This is a genomic window from Streptomyces sp. NPDC048002, from assembly GCF_040653275.1.
In the GTDB taxonomy this organism is placed as follows: domain Bacteria; phylum Actinomycetota; class Actinomycetes; order Streptomycetales; family Streptomycetaceae; genus Streptomyces.
This window is the reverse complement of record NZ_JBEZNL010000030.1, coordinates 20,213-39,464: the sequence shown is the minus strand read 5'-3', so window position 1 is coordinate 39,464 and position 19,252 is coordinate 20,213. Positions and strand designations below refer to the sequence as shown.

At 72.6% G+C, this 19,252-nt stretch carries 20 protein-coding genes; 8 read left to right on the top strand and 12 right to left on the bottom strand.

Translation table 11 applies throughout. The annotated features are described in order from the left end of the window. Nucleotides 1–144: 144 nt before the first annotated feature. Entirely contained in the window at nt 145–873 is a 729-nt protein-coding gene (locus tag AB0E07_RS29000) for a glutamine amidotransferase (RefSeq protein WP_362258503.1), read from the bottom strand. Nucleotides 874–897: 24 nt separating this feature from the next. Beyond that, complete coding sequence (locus tag AB0E07_RS28995; protein WP_362258500.1) at nt 898–2,136, bottom strand: MurT ligase domain-containing protein; 1,239 nt, start codon at nt 2,134–2,136, stop codon at nt 898–900. 83 nt (nt 2,137–2,219) lie between these two features. On the opposite strand from AB0E07_RS28995, the gene def reads away from it, so the two are divergent. Continuing rightward, nucleotides 2,220–2,759 carry a peptide deformylase gene (gene def, locus AB0E07_RS28990; RefSeq protein WP_362258497.1) on the top strand — a complete coding sequence of 180 codons (540 nt, stop codon included), beginning with the start codon at nt 2,220–2,222 and terminating at the stop codon, nt 2,757–2,759. 11 nt (nt 2,760–2,770) lie between these two features. Here def and AB0E07_RS28985 read toward each other — a convergent pair whose 3' ends face one another. Then, complete coding sequence (locus AB0E07_RS28985) at nt 2,771–3,415, bottom strand: TetR family transcriptional regulator (RefSeq protein ID WP_362258494.1); 645 nt, start codon at nt 3,413–3,415, stop codon at nt 2,771–2,773. Nucleotides 3,416–3,587: 172 nt separating this feature from the next. On the opposite strand from AB0E07_RS28985, the gene AB0E07_RS28980 reads away from it, so the two are divergent. Next, entirely contained in the window at nt 3,588–4,814 is a 1,227-nt protein-coding gene (locus AB0E07_RS28980) for an acyl-CoA dehydrogenase family protein (RefSeq protein ID WP_362258491.1), read from the top strand. Between the two features lie 88 nt (nt 4,815–4,902). Here the strand turns inward: AB0E07_RS28980 and AB0E07_RS28975 are convergent, their stop codons facing one another. The 8 genes from AB0E07_RS28975 to AB0E07_RS28940 form a co-directional block, all read right to left on the bottom strand. Next, nucleotides 4,903–5,424: a cupin domain-containing protein gene (locus AB0E07_RS28975; RefSeq protein ID WP_362258488.1), complete on the bottom strand. Its 522-nt coding sequence runs from the start codon at nt 5,422–5,424 to the stop codon at nt 4,903–4,905. A gap of 7 nt (nt 5,425–5,431) precedes the next feature. Next, the gene (locus AB0E07_RS28970; RefSeq protein ID WP_362258485.1) at nt 5,432–6,646 is read right to left on the bottom strand and encodes a cytochrome P450; all 1,215 of its coding nucleotides are present in this window, start codon (nt 6,644–6,646) and stop codon (nt 5,432–5,434) included. Then, nucleotides 6,643–7,707 carry a type III polyketide synthase gene (locus AB0E07_RS28965; RefSeq protein ID WP_362258482.1) on the bottom strand — a complete coding sequence of 355 codons (1,065 nt, stop codon included), beginning with the start codon at nt 7,705–7,707 and terminating at the stop codon, nt 6,643–6,645. The genes AB0E07_RS28970 and AB0E07_RS28965 overlap by 4 nt, the downstream gene beginning before the upstream one ends. 107 nt (nt 7,708–7,814) lie before the next feature. Further along, nucleotides 7,815–8,051 (bottom strand): DUF6213 family protein, encoded by a 237-nt coding sequence (locus AB0E07_RS28960; protein ID WP_362258479.1) that lies wholly within the window; start codon nt 8,049–8,051, stop codon nt 7,815–7,817. Nucleotides 8,052–8,076: 25 nt separating this feature from the next. Continuing rightward, complete coding sequence (locus AB0E07_RS28955; protein WP_362258475.1) at nt 8,077–9,471, bottom strand: NADP-dependent succinic semialdehyde dehydrogenase; 1,395 nt, start codon at nt 9,469–9,471, stop codon at nt 8,077–8,079. 70 nt (nt 9,472–9,541) lie between these two features. Continuing rightward, nucleotides 9,542–10,003 (bottom strand): NUDIX domain-containing protein, encoded by a 462-nt coding sequence (locus AB0E07_RS28950; RefSeq protein ID WP_362258472.1) that lies wholly within the window; start codon nt 10,001–10,003, stop codon nt 9,542–9,544. Next, entirely contained in the window at nt 10,000–11,538 is a 1,539-nt protein-coding gene (locus AB0E07_RS28945; RefSeq protein ID WP_362258469.1) for an ATP-dependent DNA ligase, read from the bottom strand. Before AB0E07_RS28945 ends, AB0E07_RS28950 begins: the two co-directional genes overlap by 4 nt. A gap of 109 nt (nt 11,539–11,647) precedes the next feature. Further along, on the bottom strand, nt 11,648–12,604 hold the full coding sequence (locus AB0E07_RS28940; protein WP_362258466.1) for an NAD(P)/FAD-dependent oxidoreductase: 957 nt from the start codon (nt 12,602–12,604) through the stop codon (nt 11,648–11,650). 64 nt (nt 12,605–12,668) lie between these two features. Between AB0E07_RS28940 and AB0E07_RS28935 the strand changes: the two genes are divergently transcribed. The 6 genes from AB0E07_RS28935 (at nt 12,669) to AB0E07_RS28910 (ending at nt 17,937) form a co-directional block, all read left to right on the top strand. Next, nucleotides 12,669–13,256, top strand: a complete 588-nt coding sequence (locus tag AB0E07_RS28935; protein ID WP_362258463.1) for an XRE family transcriptional regulator — start codon at nt 12,669–12,671, stop codon at nt 13,254–13,256. 115 nt (nt 13,257–13,371) lie between these two features. Further along, nucleotides 13,372–14,337, top strand: coding sequence for an NADPH:quinone oxidoreductase family protein (locus AB0E07_RS28930; RefSeq protein WP_362258460.1), 966 nt, complete (start codon nt 13,372–13,374; stop codon nt 14,335–14,337). Continuing rightward, complete coding sequence (locus AB0E07_RS28925) at nt 14,334–15,515, top strand: acyl-CoA dehydrogenase family protein (RefSeq protein ID WP_362258457.1); 1,182 nt, start codon at nt 14,334–14,336, stop codon at nt 15,513–15,515. The genes AB0E07_RS28930 and AB0E07_RS28925 overlap by 4 nt, the downstream gene beginning before the upstream one ends. Then, nucleotides 15,512–16,594, top strand: a complete 1,083-nt coding sequence (locus AB0E07_RS28920) for an acyl-CoA dehydrogenase family protein (RefSeq protein ID WP_362258454.1) — start codon at nt 15,512–15,514, stop codon at nt 16,592–16,594. Before AB0E07_RS28925 ends, AB0E07_RS28920 begins: the two co-directional genes overlap by 4 nt. A gap of 174 nt (nt 16,595–16,768) precedes the next feature. Next, nucleotides 16,769–17,632: a phosphatidylinositol-specific phospholipase C/glycerophosphodiester phosphodiesterase family protein gene (locus AB0E07_RS28915; RefSeq protein ID WP_362258451.1), complete on the top strand. Its 864-nt coding sequence runs from the start codon at nt 16,769–16,771 to the stop codon at nt 17,630–17,632. 110 nt (nt 17,633–17,742) lie between these two features. After that, on the top strand, nt 17,743–17,937 hold the full coding sequence (locus tag AB0E07_RS28910) for a hypothetical protein (RefSeq protein WP_362258449.1): 195 nt from the start codon (nt 17,743–17,745) through the stop codon (nt 17,935–17,937). Nucleotides 17,938–17,976: 39 nt separating this feature from the next. On the opposite strand, the gene AB0E07_RS28905 is transcribed toward AB0E07_RS28910, so the two are convergent. Beyond that, entirely contained in the window at nt 17,977–19,212 is a 1,236-nt protein-coding gene (locus AB0E07_RS28905) for a phosphodiester glycosidase family protein (RefSeq protein WP_362258447.1), read from the bottom strand. Between the last annotated feature and the right edge of the window lie 40 nt (nt 19,213–19,252).

Genomic DNA, 19,252 nt, shown 5'->3' with positions numbered 1-19,252 from the left:
ACCGGCGTGAGGGGGTGGCACCGTACCCGGCGTCCGCCTGCTGGACGCGCCCGCACATGTGAGCGGACGTGCCGTCAGGCGGGCCCGGTGAACACGGTGGCACCGCGCGCTGGAAGGCCGCTTCAGTACCCCTGGAAGCGCAGGTCAGGCGGGCTGCTGGGCGGCCGCGATCCGCTCGTTGCGCAGCGCCTCGTACCAGCGGTCGTCGGTCGGCGGCAGGGCGTTGACGTCCAGCGCCAGCTTCAGCAGCAGGTCGGCGATGAGCGGGTTGCGGGCGAGCACCGGCCCGTGCATGTACGTACCGAACACGGTGTCGTTGTACGCGCCCTCGGTGCCGTCGCCGGTGCCGTTGCCGTTGCCGAGGCGGACCTGGGCGAAGGGGCGGGCGGTGGGGCCGAGGTGGGTGACGCCCTGGTGGTTCTCGAAACCGGTCAGCGGGGGCAGGCCGAGCCGCGGGTCGATGTCGGCGAGCACGTCACCGACGCACCGCTCGCCCTCGCCGCGCACCGAGACCACGTCCAGCAGACCGAGGCCGGGCTCGCGCTGGCCGAGGTCGTTGACGAACTCGTGGCCGAGGATCTGGTAGCCGGCGCAGACCGAGAACACGATCGCGCCGTTGCCCACGGCCCGGTGCAGACCGCCGTCCCGGCGCAGCCGCTCGGCCGCGAGCCGCTGCGGCCGGTCCTCGCCGCCGCCGATCAGGTAGATGTCGCCGGAGGTCGGGATCGGCTGGTCGCTGCGCACGTCCAGCCGGGCCACGTCCAGGCCGCGCTGCCGGGCCCGCCGCTCCACCACGAGGACGTTGCCCTGGTCGCCGTAGGTGCTCAGCAGGTCCGGGTAGATCCAGACGACCCGCAGTTGGTTGTCGCTCATGAAGTCACTGTCCTTACGGGTACGTCAGTTGCCGACGCGGCGGCGCAGGTCCTGGAAGGCGGTGTAGTTGGCGATGACCTCGATCCGGCCGGGCGGGCAGAGCTGCACCGCCTGGTCGAGGTTCTCGCAGACCTGGAACTGCTGGTTCGCGACCTCCAGACGCACCGCGAGGTCCAGCTTGCGGTCGCCGATGACACAGATCGGGTGCCCGGTCAGACGCGTGTAGTCGACGTCCCACAGCCAGGAGGTGTCGGTGCCGTCGGCGCCGCGCGCGTTCACCGAGAGGATCACCGGCGTCGGCGGCGGGTCGATCAGGGAAAACGTTTCGAGCCAGCCCGCGGGGTTCTTCGCGAGCAGCAGGCGCAGGTCCCGCTCCTGGAACTGGACGATGTCGTAGCGCCCGGCCACGGCCTGCACCTGGTACATGCGCTCCAGGGCGACCTGCGGCGGTACCCCGAACACGGCGGCGACGGCGGCCGAGGAGGCCGCGTTGGCCTTGTTGGCGCGGCCCGGCAGCTGGAGGTGGATCGGCCAGGCCGAGCCGTGCGGGTCGAGCACGTGGTCGCCGGAGAGGGCCCAGCTCGGCGTCGGCCGGCGGAAGCCGCACTCGCCGCAGAACCAGTCGTCGCCCGGCCGCTGCATCACACCGCCGCAGGACGGGCAGGACCAGGCGTCGTCCTTCCACATCTGCCCGGCCGCGACCCAGATCACATTGGGGGAGGAGGACGCGGCCCACACCACCAGCGGATCGTCGGCGTTGGCCACGACCACTGCCTTGGAGCCCGCGAGGCCCTCGCGCCAGTTCTCGGCCAGCATCCGGGTCTCCGCGGCGCGGTCGAGCTGGTCGCGGGAGAGGTTGAGCAGCGCGATGCACTTGGGGTCGGTGTCCCGGGCGACGCCCGCCAGGTACTTCTCGTCGACCTCGATCACGCCGTACCGCGCCTCGGAGCCACCGGCCAGCGCCGAGGTGATGCCGGCCGGCATGTTGGCGCCGAGCGCGTTGGAGACGACCGGTCCCGCGGCGCCCAGCGCCTCCGCGATGAGCCGGGTGGTCGTGGTCTTGCCGTTGGTCGCCGACACCAGGACGACGTCCAGGTTCTGCGCCAGCCGCGCGAGGAGGTCGGGGTCGAGCTTCAGCGCCACCCGGCCGCCGATCACCGATCCGCTGCCGCGCCCCGCCGCGCGCGATGCCGCCGCGACCGCCTTGCCCGCGGTCACGGCGATCTTGGCCCGCGGAGTGAGCGGGTCCGAGTTGCCTGCCATCAGTCCTCGATCCTCCCAACGTCGTAGGTGGTCAGCCTATCGAGATACATTCGCACGCCCGAATCGGCCGTAACCTTGCCGCCATGCGACATGGCTCCATTCCGGGCACCCGTGGGCGAGTCCGGCCTCTCACCCTGCTCGGTGACCCCGTTCTGCACACCCCCGCGCGGGACGTCACCGACTTCGGTCCCGAACTGGCGACGCTCGTCGAGGACATGTTCGCGACGATGTACGCGGCGCAGGGCGTGGGCCTGGCCGCCGGTCAAGTCGGCGAACCGCTCCGGGTGTTCGTCTTCGACTGTCCGGACGACGAGGACGTACGGCATGTGGGTCATGTGGTGAACCCCCGCCTGGTCACGGCCGACGGGGTGGTGGTGCGCGGTCCCGAGGGCTGTCTGTCCCTGCCGGGTCTGGAGGCCGGGACGGAGCGCCACGACCACGCCGTGGTCGAGGGGTTCACGATGACGGGGGAGCCGGTGACCGTGCACGGCACGGGGTTCTTCGCCCGGTGCCTGCAACACGAGTGCGACCACGTCGAGGGGAAGGTCTACGCGGACCGGCTGACGGGCTGGCGCCACCGGCGGCTGATGCGGCAGGTGGCCAGGGCGTCCTGGCACGGGTGAGCGCACCGCCCTCAGAACCTCGGGCCGCCGACCCGGTCCCCGGCCTCCGCGAGTCTGCCCCACAGCAGGTCGGCCAGGCTCCGCACCAACTCGGCGCGGGTGCAGGGACGTTCCCCGAGCCACCAGTCGCCGGCCGCGTGCATCATCCCGACGATGCCGTGGCCCCAGACCCGGGCCAGCTGCTGGCTCCCGGGCCCCATGTCCAGCCGCTCCTCGATGACCTGCGCCAACTCCTCGCCCATCCGCCGCAGCACCGGGGCGGAGTGCTTGCCGATATCGAAACCCTGGTCGCCGGGCTGCCCGCCCTCGGCCGGGTGCATGAGGAACCGGTAGACCTGCGGCCGGGCCTCGATGGCGGCGAGATAGGTGTCCAGGGTCGCCTCGACCCGCGCCCGCCGTTCGGCCGGGGCGTCCAGAGCGGCGCGCAGCGAGTCCAACAGCGCGTCCGTGTGCCGCTTGGCGAGGGCCGCGTACAGTCCGCCCTTGTCGCCGAAGTGCCGGTACAGGATCGGCTTGGTGATCCCGGCCTCGGCGGCGATGGCGTTCATCGAGGCCTGGGGACCGTCGCGCAGCACCACCCGGTCGGCGGCCTCCAGCAGCTCGCGCCGCCGGCGGTCCGCGGACCGCTGCTGCTCGGTCCGCTGTGTGGTGTCCATGTGCTCTCCCCACCCGTGCTGTTTCGGTGACGCCTGCGCAAACTAACACTCAACACGGCGCTGACATCGAACGGGCTGCCGACCGGTCATCAGGAGTTGACTTTTCCTACCGACCGGTAACAGACTTCGGTTACCGCAAGTAACATGCACGTGCGCCGCCGCTGGAGGGGTCATGGCCGAGTTCACCATGGAGCTCAACGACGAACAGAAGGAGGTCCGCGACTGGCTGCACGGTTTCGCCGCCGATGTCATCCGTCCCGCGGCCGCCGAATGGGACGAGCGTGAGGAGACTCCCTGGCCGGTCATCCAGGAGGCCGCCAAGGTCGGCATCTACTCCCTGGACTTCTACGCCCAGCAGTACTTCGACGCCACCGGACTCGGCATCCCGATGGCCATGGAGGAACTGTTCTGGGGCGACGCGGGCATCGCGCTCTCCATCGTCGGCACCGGCCTGGCCGCCGTGGGCGTCCTCGCCAACGGCACCGAGGAGCAGATCGGCACCTGGATCCCCCAGATGTACGGCGACGCCAACGATGTCAAGGTCGCCGCGTTCTGCTCCTCCGAGCCCGACGCCGGTTCCGACGTGGCCTCCATGCGCACCCGGGCCGTGTACGACGAGGCCAAGGACGAGTGGGTCCTCAACGGCACCAAGACCTGGGCGACCAACGGCGGCATCGCCAACGTCCACGTCGTCGTCGCGGTCGTCGACGCCGAACTCGGCTCCAAGGGCCACGCCTCCTTCATCGTCCCGCCGAACACGCCGGGCCTGTCCCAGGGGCAGAAGTTCAAGAAGCACGGCATCCGCGCCTCGCACACCGCCGAGGTCGTCCTGGAGAACGTCCGGGTGCCCGGTTCCTGCCTCCTCGGCGGCAAGGAGAAGCTGGACGAGCGCCTGGCCCGGGCCCGCGAGCGGGCGAAGGCCGGCGGCGAGCGGGTGAAGAACGCGGCGATGGCCACGTTCGAGGCCTCGCGTCCGGCGGTGGGCGCGATGGCCGTGGGCACCGCCCGTGCCGCGTACGAGGTGGCGCTGGAATACGCGACGACGCGTGAGCAGTTCGGCCGCCCGATCATCGACAACCAGGGTGTCGCCTTCCAGCTCGCCGACATGCGGACGTCGATCGACGCGGCGCGGCTGCTGGTGTGGCGGGCGTCGTGGATGGCCGTCAACGGCAAGCCGTTCACGGCGGCGGAGGGGTCGATGTCCAAGCTGTTCGCCAGCGAGACGGCGAAGAAGGTGTCCGGGCAGGCGATCCAGATTCTCGGCGGCAACGGGTACACGCGGGAGTACCCGGTGGAGCGGATGCATCGGGATGCGGCGATCTACACGATCTTCGAGGGGACGAGTGAGATCCAGCGGTTGGTGATCGCTCGGACGCTCTCGGGGATGTCCATTCGGTAGATGCGCGGCTGCCGGTGCGTGGGGGCTGGTCGCGCCCAAGCGGCGGAGCCGCACATCGATACAGCCCCGCGCCCCTTGGTAGGAACAGTCACGCGTGTTTCAAGGGCGTGAGCTGCTCGATGTCGTATCGGGCTCGTAGTTCCTCGATTGCCCTGTCGTCCGGGGGGCCGTCGTTGTCCAGGATGGTGAGCAGTTCCTCGAAGTAGCGCTCGTGGTCCGGGGGCGGGGACGCCTGGAAGAACATCTTCGCCGGGCCGTCCGTCGGGTTCGCGAACGCGTGCGGGCAGCCCGGGGGGACGACGATGACCGTGCCCGGCGTCGCGCGCACCACCCGGTTGCCCGAACCCGACTCCCAGCGCCGCCAGTTGTCGGGGGTGCGCACCAAGGGCTCGAAGGCGAGCACGTCCAGCTCGCCCTCCAGCACGTAGAACAGCTCCTCGCTGCGGGTGTGCACATGGGCGCCCACGTCGAAGCCGGGGGGCACGACCACCTCGAAGGTGGACGCGGCCCGGGAGTGCGCGCCGGTGACCTTGAAGGTCACCTGGTGCGCCGGGGCCTCGACCACCCGGCCGTGCCCCGGCGGCACCAGCAGTCCCTCCGTCGCCGTCACCGGCCGCTCACCACGTCACGGGCAGCGACTCGGGCCCGCGGATCAGCGCGCCCTTCCTGAACGGCACCTTCTCCGCGTCCACGGCGAGCCGCAGCCCGGGGAGCCGGTCCAGCAGCGCGTCCAGCAGGAGCTGCGACTCCAGCCGCGCCAGCATCCCGCCGGGGCAGTAGTGCGGGCCGAAGCCGAAGGACACATGCGGGTTCGGGGTCCGGGAGAAGTCGATCGTCTCCGGGTACGGGAAGACGTCCGGGTCCCGGTTGGCGGCGAGGTACGACACGTAGATCGCGTCCCCGGCGCGGATCCGCACCCCGCGCACGCCCACGTCCTCCGTCGCGATCCGCGACAGACCGACCGCGTTGCGGTGCGGGATGTAGCGGAGCAACTCGTCGACGGCCTGCGGGCGGATCTCCGGCTCGGCGCGCAGCCGGGCGGTGAGATCCGGACGGGTCAGCAGGATGTAGAACATCTGGCCGCTGTTGTTGGTGACCGCCTCGCCGCCGATCTGGAGCAGCACCGCGAGTCCCACGGCCTCCTCCGTCGTCACCTCGCCCCGGCCCACGGCCGCGCCCAGCAGGGAGGCGACGTCCTCGCCGGGGCCGTCCGCCCGCCGGCCGATGAGTTCGGTGAAGTAGGCGCCCATCTCGTCGCGGGCCTTCTCGCTGATGTCGGCGCCGTGCGCGGAGGACAGGATCAGCTGGGTCCAGGTGTGCATGACCCGGTGGTCGGCGGCCGGCACGCCCATCAGCTCGCAGATCACCGCGATCGGGAACGGGGTCAGCACCGTCGCGGTCAGGTCCGCCGGCGGCCCGTCCTGGATCAGCTCGTCGACCAGTTCCTCCAGCATGCGGCGGGCGCGGTCACGGATGCGCTCCACGCCCTTGACGGTGAACGCGGCGGCCACCGAGCGGCGCAGCCTGGTGTGGTCCGGCGGGTCCAGGAAGCCGACCGCGCCACGGGCCGGGATGAAGTGCGGGGCGAGCCGGGTGACCGGTCGGTCCATGACCGCCTCCCGGCTGAACCGCGGGTCGTTGACCACCATCCGTACGTCCTCGTACCGGGTGACCAGCCAGGCCCAGCCCTCGCCGTTGGGCAGCTGGATCCGGGTGAGGGGGTCCTCCCGCATCAGCTCGGTCAGCACCGGGTCGAACGCGACGCCGTTCAGATCGAGCGCCGGCCAGTGCCGGACCGGGGGAAGGATCTCGGTCAGTGTCTCTTCGGTCATGCCGCCTCTTCGTCCTTGCGCCGCCAGCGGCCGAGAGTCATCTCGGCGGTGATGCCGGGCCCGAACCCGGCGAGAAGTCCGCGCGCCCGCTCCCGGGCACCGCCCTCGTCGAACAGCCGTCGCAGCGCGTCCAGGACGACGGCGCTGGCGATGTTGCCGTACTCGGTGAGCGTGGCCCGGCTGAACCGGAAGGCGTGCGGGTCGACCTGGAGGAACCTGCTCAGGTCGTCGAGAATCCGGGGACCGCCCGCGTGGACCACGTAGAAGTCCAGGTCGGCCGCGTCCCAGCCGTGCAGCCCCGCGAGCTCCTGGAGCGCCGGGGCGAGCGGCTCCATCGTGGCCGGCACCCGCTTGTCCAGCAGGAAGTGGAAGCCGGTGGCCCGCACGTCGTACATGATCCACTCCTCGGTCTTGGGGATCAGGTACGAGCCGTTGCGCTCCAGTTCGATGCCCTCGCCGCCCCGGCCGCGCACCGCGGCCGCCGCGATCCCGTCACCGAACAGGCCGTTGGAGAGCAGCGAACCGATGCCGAGGTCGGTGGGCTGGTAGCACAGCGAGCAGAACTCGCAGGCCACGATGAGCGCGTTGGCCTCCGGGTAGGCCGTGCAGAAGTCGTGCGCCCGGTTGACCGCCGCGCCGCCGGCCGCGCAGCCGAGCTGGGCGATCGGTATCTGACGGGTGGTCGGGTCGAAGCCCATCTCGTTGATCAGCCAGGCCGTCAGCGAGGGCATCATGAAGCCCGTGCAGGAGACGTAGATGATCACGTCGACGTCGGTGGTGAGCAGTTCCGCGTCGTCGAGGGCCCGCTGTACGACGGCGGGGACCCGGGCCTTCGCCTCCGCGACGTAGATCTTGTTGCGGTCCTCGAAGCCGGGGTGCCTCAGCGTCTCCTCGATCGGCTGCACGAGGTGCCGGGTGCGCACCCCGGTGTTCTCGATCAGGCGGAGAGCCAGGGGCAGTTGGGGGTGGTCGGCGTGGCGGGAGCGGGCCAGCTCCAGTGTCTGCTCCAGCGTGATCACATGCTCGGGAACGGACACGGAGGGTCTGCACAGAGTCGCCATGGACCGGGCCTGCCTTCGCCTCGAAGAGTGGTGTAGTCCACTTTCGCCCGGGGTGGCGGCGATCTCGCGCGGAGCTACGCCATCCGGGAGGCGACGGCCGGCCGAGGCTAGGAGGTGCCGCCGCTGCTGTGCGCGATGCAGGCCACGTCGATGCGGTCGGCGAGCTTGGCCAGCTCGATCGTCAGCGCGGCCACCGTGTCCTCGTCGAGCCCCTGTTCCCCCGCCTCGACGAGGTGCAGCCAGCGCGCACCCACGGTGCGCAACAACTTGCTGACATCGGCGGCAGACACCTGAAGGGTCCCGCGGTCGTCGACGATCAGAGGCAGAGTCACTTCGCGGTTCACAAACGGGATGGTAGCCGCGCGACGGTCACGCCCCGTGCCAAACCGTGGTGATGTTGCAGAACTCCCGGATTCCGTGCCCGGACAGCTCACGCCCGTACCCCGAGCGCTTGGCCCCGCCGAACGGGAACGCCGGATGGGAGGCCGTCATCCCGTTCACATAGACCCCGCCCGCCTCCAGGTCCCGGACGAAGCGGTCGGTCTCGGCCTCGTCCCGCGTCCATACGTTCGAACTGAGCCCGAACGGAGTGTCGTTGGCGATCAGCACCGCCTCGTCGAGGTCGCCCGCCCGGTACAGCGTGGCCACCGGGCCGAACGCCTCCTCCCGGTGGATGCGCATCTCCCGGGTGACGTCGGCGAGCACCGTCGGCGGGTAGTACCAGCCGGGCAGCTCCGGCCGGCGCAGCCGGTGACCGCCGCACAGCACGGCCGCGCCGCTGCGCGCCGCGTCGTCGACCAGTTCCTCCAGGTCGGTCCGCCCCTGCTCGGTGGCGAGCGGCCCCACCTCGGTCTCCTCCTCCATCGGGTCGCCGACCTTCAGCGCCTTCATGCCGGCGACGAACCGCTCGGCGAAGGCGTCGTAGACGTCGGTGTGCACGATGAAGCGCTTGGCGGCGATGCAGGACTGCCCGTTGTTCTGCACGCGGGCGGTGACCGCGACCTCGGCGGCCCGGTCGAGGTCGGCGGAGGGCATGACCACGTACGGGTCGCTGCCGCCCAGCTCCAGCACGGTCTTCTTCACCATGTCCCCGCAGATCGAGGCGACGGCCCGGCCCGCGGGCTCGCTGCCCGTGAGGGTGGCCGCCTTCACGCGTTCGTCGCGGAGGATCTCCGCGACCGAGCCGGAGCCGATCAGCAGGGTCTGGAAGGCGCCCTCCGGGAACCCGGCCCGGTGGCAGAGGTCCTCCAGGTACAGCGCGGTCTGCGGCACGTTGGAGGCGTGCTTGAGCAGGCCGACGTTGCCCGCCATCAGGGCGGGCGCCATGAACCGCACCACCTGCCACAGCGGGAAGTTCCACGGCATCACGGCGAGCACCGGGCCGAGCGGCCGGTAGCGCACCAGCACCCGCGAGGCGCCGGAGTCCCGTACGTCGGACGCGGCGGGCACCTCGTCCGCGAGGAGTTCCTCGGCGTGCTCGGCGTACCAGCGCATCGCCTTGGCGCACTTCGCGGCCTCGGCGCGGGCCTGCCGGATCGGCTTGCCCATCTCGGTGGTCATCACCCGCCCGATGTCCGCCCCGTCCTCGTCCAGGAGGTCCGCGGCCCGCTTCAGCAGCCGGGCGCGCTCGGCGAACGCCGTGGTCCGGTAGGTCCGGAACGTGGCCTCGGCGAGCTGGAGGCGGCGCTCGATCTCCTCGGCGCCCATGGCCTCGTACGTCTTGAGTGTCTCGCCGTTCGCCGGGTTCACCGTCGCGATGGGCATGGCCGTCCTCCCGGGGAGCTTGCTGTGCTTCGACCTTCCCGCGCGTCGCCGGTGCCCGCAACGCGGCGGCTCAGCCCGAGTGCTCCGCCAGCCGGTCCAGGAAGGCGCCCTGCGCCCGCACGATCACCGTGTGCGCGCGGTCGAGAGGGAACCAGGCCACCCGGTCCAGCTCGGGGAACTCCTCGGTCAGCCCCGACTTCGGTGGCCACTCCATGCGGAAGGTGCCGGGGGTGACGGTGCCGGGATCGAGGTCGGCCTCGATCGCCCACACGGTGACCAGCTTGCCGTTCGACTGGCGGACCTCGCCGAGCGGCACCGCCTCGCCGTCGGGCGGCGGCAGGCCGAGCTCCTCCTGGAACTCCCGCCGGGCCGCGTCCCACGCGGTCTCCGACTCCGGTTCGTACTCGCCCTTCGGCACGCCCCAGGCGCCCGTGTCGCGGCCCGCCCAGAACGGGCCGCCCATATGGCCCAGCAGGACCTCCAGGTCCGGCCCGGTGCGGCGGAACAGCAGCAGGCCCGCGCTGAACTTCACGGGCTCACCTCGGGATGGGCCGCCAGCAGGGTCTCCACCGTGTCCGCCTCCTCGGGGCGCTTGTCCTCCCGGTAGCGCACCACCCGCGCGAAACGCAGGGTGATGCCGGCCGGGTAGCGGGTGGACCGCTGGAGGCCGTCGTAGGCGATCTCGACGACGAGTTCGGGCCGTACGGTCACCACGTGGCCGGCCTCCTCGACCGCCAGCTCCTTCAGGCGCCGAGTCTGCCAGGTCAGCATCGCGTCGGTCATGCCCTTGAAGGTCTTGCCGAGCATCGCGAAGGAACCGTCGGCGGTGCGGGCGCCGAGGTGGAGGTTGGAGAGCTTGCCGGTGCGCCGTCCGTGGCCCCACTCGGCGGCCAGGACAACCAGGTCGAGGGTGTGCACCGGCTTGACCTTCAGCCAGGCCGCCCCGCGCCGCCCGGCGCTGTAGGCCGCGTCCAGCGCCTTCACCACGACGCCCTCGTGTCCCCGCTCCAGGGTCGCGGCCAGGAACTCCTCGCCCCGGAGGCCGTCCTCCTCACCGGAGAGCAGGGCGCGCCGCACCCGCATCGGCTCGGGGACGAGGCGCGCGAGTTCCGCGTGGCGGTCGGCGAACGGCAGGTCGAGCAGGTCGCGTCCGTCGACGAGGAGCGCGTCGAAGAACACCGGGGAGACGGGCACGGCGCTCGCCGCCGCCGTCACGTCCACCCGGGAGCCGACCCGGCCGGCGGTCTCCTGGAAGGAGCGGGGGCGCCCGTCCGCGCCGAAGGCGAGGACCTCCCCGTCCAGGACGAACCGGCGCCCGTTCAGCTCCAGGGCCGCCGCCGTCAGTTCGGGCAGCCGGTCGGTGATGTCGTCGAGGGTGCGGGTGTACACGCGCACGGAGTCGCCGTCGCGGTGCACCTGGACCCGGATGCCGTCGAGCTTCTCCTCGACCGCGCAGGTACCGAGTTTGGCGACCGCCTCCGACACCGACGACGCGCTCTGCGCCAGCATCGGCAGCACCGGCCGCCCCACGGTGAGCCGGAACCGGCCGAGCGCTGCGGGGCCTTCGCCGAGCAGGGCCTCGGCGACCGTCCGCAGCGAGCCGGCCAGCATCACCGCCCGCCGTACGTCCGCCGCCGGCGCCCCGGTCGCTTCCGCGAGGGCCTCCACGGCCACCGCGTCCAGCGCGCCCTGCCGCACCTCGCCGGTGATCAGACCGAACAGGAACCGCTGTTCCGGCTCGGTCGCCGCGGCCATCAACTCGCCTACCAGGCGCGCCCGTTCGGCCTGCGATCCGGTACCGGAGACCTGGCCGAGCGCGGTCAGCCGGGCGTCGGTCCCGGCCACGGTGAGGGTGGGTGCGGAGGCCGGGGCGACCGGACGGCCGAGGACCTTCCAGCCGATGCCGAGCCGCCCCTGCGGCAGCCGCCCCGCCAGGTACGGGATGACGATCGGCACGTCGGCGGCCTCGGCGTCCCGGAACAGTTCCGCCAGCAGGGCGACCTTCCGGGAGCGGGCCGAGGTCGCGGCGATCTCCTGGGACACACGGGCGAGCCGGTCCAGCAGCATGCGCCCATGGTGCACCCCGGCCGTCCGCTCCACACCCGGACGGCCGGGGCCGGGGACCGGCCGCCCGCGCGGAGCGCCCCGCCTGCGTCCAAGTCCGCCGGCGGAGCCCTCAGCCGGCGTCCAGGTCCGTCATGAGCAGCTCGCCGTTGATGGTGGCCCCGGCCCGGTAGCCGCCCGCCGCGGCGTTGACGACCTGTTCGCCGAAGCCCATCGCGTTGCCCGCCGCCCACACCCCGGGCACCGTCGTCAGGCCCGTCGGGTCGACCACCGGATAGGCGCCGAACGGGGTCTCGGTCAGCTCCGCGCCCAGCTCCCGCAGCAGACCGGTCCGGGGAACGGCGCGCGGCGCCACGAAGAGCACCTCCCGGGCGTGCGCCGAGCCGTCTGTCAGCCGGACCCCGGTGAGCCGGTCGTCCTCCACCAGCACCTCGGCGACGGCTCCGGGCACCACCTTCACGCCCGCGCGGGCGAGCCTGCGCAGATCGTCGTCCGACAGCTCCGCCTCGTCGACCTCGTGCAGGAAGAGCGTGACGTCCGCCGACCACTGGGAGACCATCAGCGCCTGGTGGACGCTGAGCGGGCTCGTCGCGAGGACACCGAAGGCCCGGTCGCGCACCTCCCAGCCGTGGCAGTAGGGGCAGTGCAGCGCGTCCCGCCCGAACCGCTCGGCGAGCCCCGGCACCGCGGGCAGTTCGTCCTTCAGCCCGGTGGCGACCACCAGGCGCCGGGCGCGGACGGCGCGCCCGCTCTCCAGGGCCACGGTGAAGTCGCCGTCCCGGGTGACGCCCACCGCCCGGTCCCGGACCAGCTCCACGCCGTAGCGGGCGATCTCCTCGCGCCCGATCGCCAGGAATTCGGCCGGCGCCATCCCGTCCCGGGACAGATAGCCCTGCATATGGGCGGAGGGAGCGTTGCGCGGCTCACCGGCGTCGATCACCAGGGTGCGGCGGCGGGCGCGGCCCAGGATCAGCGCGGCGGACAGGCCCGCGGCGCCGCCCCCGATCACGATCACCTCGTAGCCGTCGTCCGGTGTGCGGGTCTCGTTCAGTGCGTGGGTCTCGGTCATGCGCCCACGGTCGCTCCGTGGGCACGGGATTGACAAACGTTGTTGCCGAATCTGCAATAAGCGTATGAGTACCGAGGAAGTCCTGGCAGGTGTCGGTCCGCGGCTGAAGCAGATGCGCAAGGAGCGGGAGGTCACCCTCGCGGCGCTCTCCGAGGCCACCGGGATCTCGGTGAGCACGCTGTCCCGGCTGGAGTCCGGGCTGCGCAAACCGAGCCTGGAGCTGCTGCTGCCCATCGCGCAGGCCCACCAGGTGCCGCTGGACGAACTGGTCGGCGCCCCCGCGGTCGGCGATCCCCGGGTGCGGGCCGGCAAGCCGATCGAGCGCCACGGCCGCACGCACTGGCCGCTCACCCGGCAGCCCGGCGGCCTCCAGGCGTTCAAGGTCTTCGAACCGCAGCGCCGACTGGAGCCCGACCCGCGCACCCACGAGGGCTACGAGTGGCTGTACGTGCTCTCCGGCCGGCTGCGCATGGTGCTGGGGGAGCACGACGTGGTGCTCGGCGCGGGGGAGGCCGCCGAGTTCGACACCCGGGTGCCGCACTGGTTCGGGTCGACGGGGGAGGGGCCGGTGGAGTTCCTGAGCCTGTTCGGGCCGCAGGGGGAGCGGATGCATGTGAGGGCCAGGCCCAAGGGGCGCGACCGGGAGGAGTGAGGGGCCCCGGGGCCGTGCGCGGACGCGTGACGCACCCGACTGTTCCCTGATCGACAAGCGACCGCTTAGTATGCGGAGGACCCCGGTCAGACGACGCAGTCCCTGGAGGCCCCGCATGCAGGCATGGCAAGTGCACGAGAACGGCGAGCCGAGCGAGGTGATGCGCCCGGCGGAGATCGAGCGGCCCACGCCCGGTCCCGGCCAGGTCCTGCTGAGGGTGCGCGCCGCCAACATCAACTTCCCCGACGTGCTGATGTGCCGGGGCCACTACCAGGTGCGGCCACCGCTGCCGTTCACACCGGGCCTGGAGATCTGCGGCGAGACCGAGGACGGCCGCCGCGTCATCGCCAACCCGGCACTGCCGCACGGCGGCTTCGCCGAGTACGCCGTGGCCGACGCCGCCGCCCTGCTGCCCGCGCCCGAGGCGCTGGACGACGCCGAGGCGGCCGCCCTGCACATCGGCTACCAGACCGGCTGGTTCGGACTGCACCGGCGGGCCGGGCTCGAAGCCGGCGAGACGCTGCTGGTGCACGCCGCGGCCGGCGGGGTCGGCAGCGCCGCCGTGCAGCTCGGCAAGGCGGCCGGCGCCACCGTCATCGGCGTCGTCGGCGGCGCCGACAAGGCCGCCACCGCCCGCGAGCTGGGCTGCGACGTGGTGATCGACCGGCGCGCCGAGGACGTCGTCGCCGCCGTCAAGGAGGCCACCGGCGGACGGGGCGCCGACGTGATCTACGACCCCGTCGGCGGCGACGCCTACACCCAGTCCGCCAAAACCGTCGCCTTCGAGGGCCGGATCGTCGTCGTCGGCTTCGCCAGCGGCACCATCCCCAGCCCCGCGCTCAACCACGCCCTGGTGAAGAACTACTCGATCCTCGGCCTGCACTGGGGCCTGTACAACACCAAGAACCCCAAGCTGGTCCAGCACTGCCACGAGCAGCTCACCGAACTGGCCGCGCGCGGCGCGATCAAGCCGCTGATCAGCGAGCGGGTGCCGCTCGGCGAGGCGGCCGAGGCCGTCCAGCGCGTCGGCGACGGCGTCACCACCGGCCGGGTCGCGGTCGTCCCGGAGGGAGCGGCATGACCGACACGACCGAACTGCGCCGCCTCACCCAGGAGTTCCTGGCCGCGCACCCGCCCGCCACCACCGACCGCCTGGACTTCCTGCGGGCCCGCTTCGACGCGGGACTCGCCTGGGTCCACTACCCCGAGGGCCTCGGCGGCCTCGCCGCCCCGCGCTCCCTCCAGGCCGTCGTGGACGCCGAGTTGGAGGCCGCCGGCGCCCCGGACAACGACCCCCGCAAGATCGGCATCGGCCTCGGCATGGCCGCCCCGACGATCCTCGCCTTCGGCACCGACGAGCAGAAGCGGCGCTTCCTGCGTCCCCTGTGGACCGGTGAGGAGGTCTGGTGCCAGCTCTTCAGCGAGCCGGGCGCCGGGTCGGACCTCGCCGCGCTCGGCACCCGTGCCGTGCGCACCGGCGACGAGTGGGTCGTCAACGGGCAGAAGGTGTGGACGTCCAGCGCCCATGTGGCCCGCTGGGCCATCCTCATCGCGCGCACCGACCCGGACGTCCCCAAGCACGCGGGCATCACCTACTTCCTCTGCGACATGACCGACCCCGGCGTGGAGGTCCGGCCGCTGCGCCAGATCACCGGCGAGGCCGAGTTCAACGAGGTGTTCCTCACCGACGTCCGCATCCCCGACACCCGCCGGCTCGGCGCGGTCGGCGAGGGCTGGAAGGTCGCCCAGACCACCCTCAACAACGAGCGCGTCGCCATCGGCGGTATGCGGCTGCCCCGCGAGGGCGGCATGATCGGCCCGGTCGCCCGGACCTGGCGCGAACGCCCCGACCTGCGCACCCACGAACTCCACCAGCGGCTGCTGAAGTTGTGGGTGGACGCCGAGGTGGCCCGGCTCGCCGGGGAGCGCCTGCGCCAGCAGCTGGTCGCCGGACAGCCCGGCCCCGAGGGCGCCGGCATGAAGCTCGGCTTCGCCCGCCTCAACCAGGAGATCAGCGGCCTGGAGGTCGAACTCCTCGGTGCGGAGGGCCTGTTGTACTCGGACTGGACCATGCGCCGCCCCGAGCAGGTGGACTTCACCGGCCGGGACGCCGGATACCGCTATCTGCGCTCCAAGGGCAACAGCATCGAGGGCGGGACCAGCGAGGTCCTGCTGAACATCGTCGCCGAGCGCGTGCTGGGCCTGCCCGCGGAGCCGCGCACCGACAAGGACGTCGCATGGAAGGACCTGGCCCGGTGACCACACAGCCCGATCTGCTGTACTCGGAGGAGGAAGAGGCGCTGCGCGCGGCCGTCCGGGACCTGCTCGCCGACCACTGCGACGCCCCCGGCCTCATCGTGCGCACCGAGTCCGCCGCCCCGCACGACCTGGCGGCCTGGAAGGCGCTCGCCGACGGCATGGGCCTGGCCGGCCTGCTGGTCCCCGAGGAGCACGGCGGCCAGGGCGCCACGCACCGCGAAGCCGCCGTGGTCCTGGAGGAACTGGGCCGCGCGGTCGCCCCCGTGCCCTTCCTCACCAGCGCCGTGGTCGCCACCGAGGCGCTGCTCGCCTGCGGCGCCACCGACCTGGTGACCGAGCTGGCCTCCGGCCGCCGGATCGGCGCCCTCGCCGTCGCCCTGCACGTGGCACCGGACGCCGCCCACCGGTCCGTACGGCAGGAAGGCGGGCTGCTGCACGGCGAGTTGACGGGGATCGCCGACGCGGCCGCCGCCGACGTGTTCCTGGTGCCCGCGGACGACGGCGTGCTCCACGCGGTGGACGCGGAGGCCGTGACGGTGACCCCGCAGGTCTCCCTGGACCTGACCCGGCCGGTCGCGACGGTGACGCTGGACGGTGCTGAGGGACGTCCGCTCGGCGAGGCGGCACCGGCCGTGCGGCGGGCCCTGCGGGCCGGGGCGGGTCTGCTCGCCTCCGAGCAACTCGGCCTCGCCGAATGGACGTTGACGGAGACCGTGCGCTACCTCAAGGAGCGCAAGCAGTTCAACCGGCCCGTCGGCGGCTTCCAGGCGCTCAAGCACCGGCTGGCCCAGCTGTGGCTGGAGGTCGTCAACCTGCGCGCCGCCGCCCGCAACGCAGCCGGGGCGCTGGCCGCCGACACGGACGCCGAGGTGGCGGTCGCCGTCGCCCAGGCGTACGCGGCACCCGTCGCGGTGCACGCGGCCGAGGAGGCGCTGCAACTGCACGCCGGCATCGGCATGACCTGGGAGCACCCGGTCCACCTGTACCTGAAGCGGGCCAAGGCGGACTCCCTCGCCTACGGCACCGCCGGCGCCCACCGCGCCGCGCTGGCCCGGCTGGTCGACCTCCAGGCCCCCTGACGCACCTCACCCGCGAAGAGCCCGCCCCGGCCGGGGCGGGCTCTTCCGTGCGCCGGGGCGGAAGGAGTGAACGCGCGGAGGCAGTCCGGCCAACTCCTGGCATGTACAGGTTCAGCGAGTGCCAAGTCGCCCCATACTCCCTGTGGTTCGGATCGCCCCACAGGGAGGCAGCACATGGCGCTCATCACTCGTCGCGGAGCCCTCACCACGGCCGGCGCCGCACTCGCGGGGGTCCTCGCCCCGCCGGTCGGCAGCGCGTACGCCACCGGGAACGGACACCGCCCCCGCCCGCTGTGGCGCGCCCACGCCCACAACGACTACGAGCACACCAGGCCCCTGCTGGACGCCCTCGACCACCGCTTCGGCAGCCTGGAGGCGGACATCTTCCTCGTCGGCGACCAACTCCTCGTCGCCCACGACCCCGAGGACCTCGACCCCGCCCGCACCCTGGAGTCCCTCTACCTCGACCCGCTCGCCGCACGGGTCAGGGCCAACCGCGGCTCCGTGTACCGCGGCCACCGCAGGCCCCTCCAACTGCTCATCGACATCAAGACCGAGGGCTCCTCCACCTACGCCGAACTCGACCGGCACCTCAAGCGCCACCGCCACCTCTTCACCACCTACGCCCACGGCCGGGTCCACCCGGGCCCCGTCACCGCCGTGATCTCCGGTGACCGCGCCGCCCGGGTCCCCATGGAGGCACAACGCGTACGGCGCGCCTTCTACGACGGCCGGCTCGCCGACCTCGGCAGCCCCGCACCCGCCTCCTTCATCCCGCTGATCAGCGACAACTGGTCCAACAACTTCACCTGGCGCGGCGCGGGAGCCTTCCCCGAGGCCGAGCGGCAGAAGCTGCGGGCGATCATGGACGCGGCGCACTCCCGGGGGCAGCGGGTCCGCTTCTGGGCCACCCCGGACCTGCCGGGCCCCGAGCGCGACGCGCTGTGGGCCGAACTCCTCGCCGCCGACGTCGACCACCTCAACACCGACGACCTGTCCGGCCTGCGGGCCTTCCTGGAGGCCCACGACCGCACGTGACACCACTCGTTCGGAGTACGGCCCAGCCGCCCGGACGAACCCTCCGCTACGCCACACTTGCGGCCGAACGCCGTGAACCGGACGGTACGGCGTGGCGGAGGAGGTTGACGATGGCGATTTCCATCTCTGTGGTGCTGCTGCTCCTGATCCTTGCGGTGATCTTCCTGCGCAACGGAGGACTCAAGGTCTCCCACGCCCTGGTGTGCGCGCTGCTCGGCTTCTACATGGCCAGCTCCAGCATCGCGCCCACCATCCACAGCGGCCTCACGGCCACCGCCGACATCGTCAGCGGACTGAAGCCGTGAGGCCGCCGGGGCTCTGCACACGCGTCCTCGGGGGCCCCGTCAGCGTCTGACGAACACCCCGATGCCGTTCGGCACGGCCCGTTCCACGCCGCCGGAGGGATGGTTGCGCACGGTCACCGCCGAGGCCCCCGGAGCGCGGGCGACCAGGGTCGAGGAGCCGCCGCCGTCCAGGGAGAAGGCCTCCGACGCACCCAACTCGCCCATGAACGCGGCCACTTCGGCGATCGTCATGCCCTGGTACGCCGATCCGCCGTCCAGCGAGAACAGCAGCACCCGCTTCCCGCCCGCCCCGACGCCCACGGCGGTGCGCACCGCCGCCGTACGGTCGTCCAGGCCCGGCAGCGGCCGCCCGCCCGACAGCACCGGGTACCCGCCGACCGCGAACCGGTAGGTGACCTTCGAGGCGGCCGCCACCAGCCGGTGCCGTACCTTCACCGGCTGCCCGGGAACGAACTTCCGCAGCTGCCGCGCCCCCGCCTCCCGGCCCACCAGCACGGTCGTCCCGGCCGCGATCGTGCCGCTGCCCGGGGCGTCGGCGGTTGCCACCACCCGGCCGCCCCGGACCGTCACCTCGTGGGTGTCGGTGCTGCACGGCGCGCCCCGGTCGGCGTCCGTGCCGCAGACCGCGCGAGCCCGGGAGACGGAGCCCCAGTCGGAGGTGAACGCTCCGACCGAGTTCTCCGCGAGCGCGTACTGGTTGAGCCCGGCGAGCCGCAGGTTCCCGGTCGCCGTGCGGACCGTGCCGGTCAGCTCCATGTCGTCCAGCCTCGCCCGGCGGTCCACGCCCATCCCGAGGACGTCCTCGGTACCGGTGCCGGGCGGCAGCGCCGGCCCGAACCGCTGCCCGTCGGGCACCGCCGCCTTGAGCGTACGGCCGCCCGCGACCGCCGGTCCCACGCTCGCGCCGGTCGCCGCGACGCCCGGGTGCTGGGTCTCGGTGATGTTGAAGAAGTCGCCGTTCACCCCGGCGACGGCGCCCTGGGTGTCCGCCAGCCGCGACACCGCGGCCCGAGCCGCCACCTGCCCCGGGTACAGCAGGTCCAGCGAGACGCGCGGGTCGTTGAGGTCCACCCGCAGCAGGTGGCCGTGCGCGGTGCCGCGGGCGACCGGGATGTCGAACTGTTCGTAGCCGACACCCGGCGCGATCCGGCCGGCGCCGGGAACGCCGCTGGCCGGTGCCGCCCCCACCAGGGCGGTACCGGCCAGCGCGCCGAGTGCGGTGAGTAACGTGAGGGCCGTTCTGCCTGCCGCGAACCGTCTCCGACGATCTGTCACAGTTCCCCCTGAGGGCTCGTCAACTGTTCCAGGACTCAGG